Source organism: Pseudomonadales bacterium (assembly GCA_013215025.1).
GTDB lineage: Bacteria > Pseudomonadota > Gammaproteobacteria > Pseudomonadales > DT-91 > DT-91.
Genome location: JABSRR010000175.1, coordinates 1 through 6,137, shown reverse-complemented (window position 1 = coordinate 6,137; position 6,137 = coordinate 1). Strand labels below are relative to the sequence as shown.

8 protein-coding genes are annotated in these 6,137 nt (G+C 45.1%); 6 read left to right on the top strand and 2 right to left on the bottom strand.

Translation table 11 applies throughout. The features are described from left to right. On the bottom strand, positions 1-985 hold a 985-nt coding region (locus HRU21_11080), incomplete at its 3' end, for a hypothetical protein (GenBank protein NRA42830.1). 47 nt (positions 986-1,032) lie between these two features. Beyond that, positions 1,033-1,326 carry a hypothetical protein gene (locus tag HRU21_11075; protein ID NRA42829.1) on the bottom strand — a complete coding sequence of 98 codons (294 nt, stop codon included), beginning with the start codon at positions 1,324-1,326 and terminating at the stop codon, positions 1,033-1,035. Between the two features lie 220 nt (positions 1,327-1,546). Between HRU21_11075 and HRU21_11070 the strand changes: the two genes are divergently transcribed. The 6 genes from HRU21_11070 to HRU21_11045 all read left to right on the top strand — a co-directional run bounded on the left by HRU21_11070 (position 1,547) and on the right by HRU21_11045 (position 6,084). Then, positions 1,547-2,572: a hypothetical protein gene (locus tag HRU21_11070; GenBank protein ID NRA42828.1), complete on the top strand. Its 1,026-nt coding sequence runs from the start codon at positions 1,547-1,549 to the stop codon at positions 2,570-2,572. Between the two features lie 64 nt (positions 2,573-2,636). Continuing rightward, positions 2,637-3,017, top strand: coding sequence for an STAS/SEC14 domain-containing protein (locus tag HRU21_11065; protein ID NRA42827.1), 381 nt, complete (start codon positions 2,637-2,639; stop codon positions 3,015-3,017). 72 nt (positions 3,018-3,089) lie between these two features. Next, positions 3,090-3,527 (top strand): PaaI family thioesterase, encoded by a 438-nt coding sequence (locus tag HRU21_11060; GenBank protein ID NRA42826.1) that lies wholly within the window; start codon positions 3,090-3,092, stop codon positions 3,525-3,527. Positions 3,528-3,620: 93 nt separating this feature from the next. After that, a complete protein-coding gene (locus HRU21_11055; GenBank protein NRA42825.1) occupies positions 3,621-4,415 on the top strand; it encodes a PhzF family phenazine biosynthesis protein in 795 nt (264 codons plus the stop codon). 178 nt (positions 4,416-4,593) lie between these two features. Next, positions 4,594-5,478: an inner membrane protein YhjD gene (gene yhjD, locus HRU21_11050; protein NRA42824.1), complete on the top strand. Its 885-nt coding sequence runs from the start codon at positions 4,594-4,596 to the stop codon at positions 5,476-5,478. Between the two features lie 138 nt (positions 5,479-5,616). Then, on the top strand, positions 5,617-6,084 hold the full coding sequence (locus HRU21_11045) for a hypothetical protein (protein NRA42823.1): 468 nt from the start codon (positions 5,617-5,619) through the stop codon (positions 6,082-6,084). Positions 6,085-6,137: the final 53 nt, after the last annotated feature.

The window sequence follows — 6,137 nt, the reverse complement described above, 5'->3', positions numbered from 1 at the left end:
CTGACAGCAGGTTTTTTTTGAAGCGCCAGTACGCTGGCGCGCTAGATGCGCTGTGATTAACCGATTCAATCACCTCATGAGGCTGGTCTTGGTAGTCATATACCCATTGAACTTGGTCCAGGATGGCTTGTATCACACCAGCTTGCTTGTCAGCAACGACGTATTTTTCGACCAGCTGAGTAAGCTGCGACAATGGCACTTCGTCTTTTGATTCGGCATAGCCATTAAAAAACGCGACTTTAATGCCAACCAAATGCAAGATGCTAATGAATTCTTGATTCATTTGGCGAAAGGTAAAGTTTAACGTTCGGCCGACATTGATGTTTTGTATTTCACGGCTGATCGAGGTTTCAACACCGGCTTCTTCAGACACTTGAAAATTAGTATTTATTTCTACGTCTCGACTGGCTGACGAGGTTGCCGCGTGTTTTTCAGTGGCTGCCGCGGTATTTTGTGCAAACTCCTCGCGCGCTGAATCTGAACCACCGCTAGTGCCGCCGCTGGCTTTAACCGAGCCCCAGCCCCAGCCCACTTTCGCTTCAGCTTCTGCGTGGTATTCAAAGTTTTTGGACTCAGATGTACGGGACGATTGCTCTTGCGCAATCGACGATTCAAATTCATCGGCCTTAGACTCTGTATATGAATCAAGAATACTCGACGAGCTAGATGATGATGAGGCCGACTTTTTATAACTGTTGATACTGATCAGGGTTTTCTCGCCTGGCAGTAGCGAAAAGGTTTTAACCGTTCTACCGGCACCGTACTGGCCTAAAAAATTAGATAGTCGATACTCTTCAACGATTAAAAAGCTAGGCTTTAACACTGGCTCGGGTAAATAGTTGTATCGTTGCTTACCCGATAGCGTGGTGTAAACATTTAGTCGATTGCCCAGCTGCTGCTGTAGCAAGACCTCTTCTTTAGATAAGCCATCAAAAATAGGTTGCAAGGCTGCGGATTTATTCTCTGTCGTGTTAGATTCTGGCATCTTAGTTCCTTATGAGCGTTTAATATTTCCCTGTGACGGCGCATGCATTAGCGGCGCTCTGTAAACGCTGGGCTGCGTATACCAATATGCCCGATATTCGGCAATACCCTGGTATCAATCACACCAAACTCGCGGGCATTATCTAGGGCGGTATTGAGTGCCTCGGCACTGGGTGGTGTTTTTCGTCCAGCGGGAATTTGTTTTGCGGCCTGGTTAAAAATATCATCGTCAAATTCAAGCTCAATAATATTGCGCCCTGAATATGAAGTGGGCTCGGGTACGTTGTAGCTAATCACCGAGGCCTTGCCCTCGGCATCCATTTTGATGATGGGTTCACTCATGGAAAAATCTCCTTTTTTTGCACTAAAAACTGAATCTAGATGTGAGATATCAGCTTAAACATAGATGCATTTAGGCTCACGCGCCATTTCGATGCCTATTTTTCTACCCTATTTCTAAGCTGGTCAAGCCAGAAAATTGTCATTAGTCGTGCTATTTGTTTTAATCCTAAAAGCTATAGATCGCATAATAATTTTGAAAATAGACACTAAGGATGGGCTCATGTTTTCATTGAAGAAACACGCTATATTATTTTTACCCTGTTTGTTGACGCTTATGTCTGGCTGCGTACCAGAGATTGAAGATCTAGATGTAGTTACTGAAGAGGCGCTTGAGAGTAACTGCCGACTCTCAGATCCTGCTCTAGAAAATGCTATAGGGGTTGGTGCCAGTTCTAGTGTCGCTTCCTTAGATGCACAAGAGGCGTTCAGACTCGCAGATTATTGGCCAGTATCCTCCATAGGACAGGTTAATAATGTGCGGGTAACGAACAATAAATTTACCACACCCGATGGCAGTAAAATTCAATTTATCGTCACTTCTGAGGATAATTCAGTGTTTACCTCACAGTGGATAAACGCTAGCGAAGATAAAGAGGCATACTGTTTTGAGCTTGCCGAATATTTGACTGCCGATCAAAGACGTAACCCAAGAATTTCCATTCGTTTTGATAAAAATGGCAGCGAGATTCGTGGCTTCTCTTACATCATCATGTCTGAAGAGATCACGGAAGAGGAAATTATTGACGAAGAAGTCACTGACGATGACATAGTCACTATCGACTTTTCGCCAGCGACCTTGCCAGGGGGTAGTCGTTGTGAAAATGCCCCTTTTACAAGGGAGGGTTACTTATTTTCGCCAGCGCAAAACTGCGGCTTTGCTATTGCAAACCTAGACGATACAAATAATGTTTGGCTTAATTTAGCTTATGCTGGCATTGGTTCAAGCTTATCTGCGGCTAACAATCAAAAATTCACTGTCTATTCAATGGATATAGCTGAATACAGCACTGTATTCGCATATGAGCAAACTTTAGTAATTACCTGCGTTAAAGATGGTATGCAAAATTTTGTAGATATAACACTTGATGGCGTTATCACGGATTCCAATGATAAGTTTCAAACTTTCGATCTAAGTGATTCATGCTCTGATATAGATGAGCTGTGGTTTGATGCCCCGATGGGGGTTGATAATATAAGGCTTTCAAAACTCGTATCAGAAACAAAAGGCATAGAAGCAACACGGTAAGTCTTTTTCGTGAACGCATCCGCAGCAGGTGTTATGCAGTTTAATCTATTACAAGGACAGAAAAATGATGGAATTTTTAGAAATCGGCATCGACAATGCAATTGCTATATCCATATCAAGCAAGATTACAGAAAGTGATATGGCATTAGCTCTCAATCAAGCTCGCGCCAAAGCTGAAGCGCATGAGCATATTGTATTTTTCGTGCAACTGAATCATTTCAAAGGAGTGGAAGTTGCTGCAATTATTGAAGAGTTAAAATACCTATTTGATGTAGGCACATCGAATATTTCAAAGTATGCGCTATTAACCGATACACAATGGTTTAAAAAGATACTCAGTATTGAAGATAAAATTTTCAAAAATATTGATATCAAATGCTTTCCACTTGAAGAGAAAGATGCGGCCATAGAATTTCTAAAAACCCATGACAGTGAAAGCCAGTAGGCAACACGCAAGTGTTGAATGCTAACGGTTTTACTTTGATAAAAATTGATTATACATAAACAAGGATGCAATATGACTAAATGGAAACAAGCGCTAAACGCCGCGGTATCAGGAAATGTATTACCACATATGATGCCGCCGCATATACACTTTTTATCTTTACCGCCAATCACCGCATGGCAAGATAATTCGATAAGCATCGAATGGCAGGCCAGTGAAGATGTGTATCAAGGAGGCGGTATGGTATTTGGCGGCTATCTTTCAGCGCTGGCGGATTATGCGGCGGGCACCGCCATGTTAACGACCATTGCAGATGATGATCTGTTTGCAACCCATAAGCTTGAGATTGATTATAAAAAGCCGGTTAAGGCGGGTATGGTGTTGATTACGGCGACAGTGACTCATAAAGCAGATAAGTTTGTTGATGTTGAGGTACGCTTTGAAAATCAACAAGGTCAGCTCTGCGCTATCGCGACGGTGCACCAAACTGTGTTAGCTGCTACTGCATAAACCACCATGCTCAGGCTACAAGTCTGTTTATTAAGAAGCGTATTATTAAGATGCAGTTTATAAATGTGAAACTGATTAACGTTCAAGATTTTTATGCAGCTGGCGATATATCAAGTTGATGCGTTTGCTGAGCAAGCGTTTGAGGGCAACCCTGCGGCAGTTATACCGCTAGACTATTGGCTGCCCGATGCAACGCTGCAGGCTATTGCAGAAGAAAATAATCTTGCTGAAACCGCGTTTGTGCTGGTTGAGGCTGACAGCGTAGCGATTCGCTGGTTTACCCCAAATTGTGAAGTGAAGCTCTGTGGTCACGCCACGCTTGCGGCAGCGTATGTGTTATTCCACTATTTAAACTATGCGGGTGAGCAGATACGTTTTCAATCACTGTCGGGCGAGTTGGTCGTCAGCCGACACGGTGAACGCTTTAGCTTGGATTTTCCGGTGCAGCCATTACAGCCATGCGATGCCCCTGAGCCGCTATGCTTGGGTTTGGGTGTTTCACCGAGTCAGTGTTTTGTGGGTGAGGACTTTTTAGTGGTACTCGATAGCGAACAGCAGTTAGCCAGCCTTCAGCCACAGCATGATTATTTGCGCCAGCTACCGCAGCGTGGTGTGATTGTGACGGCGCCTGCTGAGGACTATGATTTTGTACTGCGTTTTTTTGCACCGAAAGCGGCGATAGACGAAGACTCGGTCACCGGTTCTGCATTTACCCAGCTAGCACCGTATTGGGCAAGTGTGTTAGCCAAGCATACTCTCAGTGCTAAGCAAATATCGACGCGTGGTGGTAAAGTATATTGTGAGCTGCGTGATCAGCGGGTGCTAATATCAGGCTGTGCGGTGCCTTATCTGAGCGGGCATATTGTTATTGATCAGCGCTGGCTTTAGAGCTGTAAGCATTGGGTATTTCGCAGCATAGACTTGAGTGATACCTTTTATGGCCCCTTAAGTGATGCCTTTTTAGTGATTGTGCTTGCAGTAGAACGATTGACTGAGCTTGATTTTCGTCTCCACAAGCGGCGCGAATATAGTGTAAGCTGATTACTTATGGTTTTGGCGTAGGTCTATGGTAACTTCGATGATACGGCAGCTGCAGACGCTGCCAACATTTCAACACTTACTGCGCGCTGTTGCGCGCTTTGATGATCGCATGGGCAGTCAATTTGGTGCTGCAATCACCTATTTTTCGTTTTTATCGCTGATTCCTATTTTAATGGTATTGTTTGCGGCTGCAGGCTTTGTGTTGGCTGCCAATGAAGCGCTGCTGACACAGCTGATTGATACGATTGCGCAAAGTGTAACCGATCCGCATCTGGCCGACACCTTTAAAAATGCCGTGCAAACCGCCGTGGATCAGCGCACTACAGTGGGTTTGAGTGGCTTGGCTATTGCTGCATATTCGGGTGTGAGCTGGATGGCTAACTTGCGTCAGGCGGTACGCGCGCAAACACGCGATAGCTGGTCGCGGCAGGCGGGTGATAAAGAGCCATGGCTGCGGCAAAGCGTGAAAGATCTGATCGCCTTGTCAGGATTGATAGCGGCGTTAATTTTAACAGTGATGCTGACTTCGGTGGCAGGCTCAGCTCAGGCTCTTGTGGTAGACGCATTGGGGCTGGCAGAGATTGCTTGGCTGGCGCCGGCTTTGACGCTAATCGCTTTAAGTATCTCTTTAGCGGCCAATTTTTTAATGTTTTTGTGGATTTTTTGGGTCTTGCCAAGACGTAAATTTGATCGCTGGGCCTTATGCAAAGGCACGCTGTTAGCGGCGATAGGGTTTGAGCTGATTAAGTTTGCCATGACATTTTTATTGCCGCGGCTTGCCAGCTCGCCATCGGGGGCTGCTTTTGGCTCGATTATTGGTTTAATGGCCTTCTTTTACTTATTTTCACGTCTGATACTGTTCTGCGCGGCTTGGATTGCAACCGCCGACGCGCCGCAAACGCAAGAATAGCGAGAATGGCATGGCTGAGCCTGTGTAAATGCCGTTACAATAGCCGTCGTTGATGATGGCATGAAATCTAGCTTGACTGAAGTGCCTGATAAAAGTGAATGATAAAAGTGCATAACAAAATAACGTGTAAGTAAGGTAATGGATGTTTCAATACCCACAGCATTAAAGGCTTTGGCTTCAGGTGGCCAAGCGATGAAGGCCATTAGTCGCTGGCTGAGCCAGTCGAAAGGCGACTCGCGTGCGCTGGTAGGCGAGCTAAAAAACAATTTATTGTATCTTGATATGGTGGCGAAAGATGCTGTGCCGCTCGCCAAGGTGATAGATAAGTTGTCGGTGCAGGAGTATCAGCGCTTGGCTAAACAGGGCTTTAATTTTAATAAGTTGAAAGCCTCGAAAATTACCGCCTACCCTTCACTTAAAGGCAGTGATTTAGCGCCGTGGGCCGGTAAGTCAACCGAGGCGCTTGTGATTGCGATTTATGAAAAGATTAATGACCTGCAGCTACGTTACCCCTATGTGGCCGATAAACCCAACTATCGCTGGCAGGTCAGGGTGGCAAATATTCGTAAGCGGATTTGGCTGCTGTTACGTCATGTTGCTGACTAATAGCTTTTCTCTAACAGCCTTTGCCTTAAAGCCGTTACAAGTATTAGATGAAG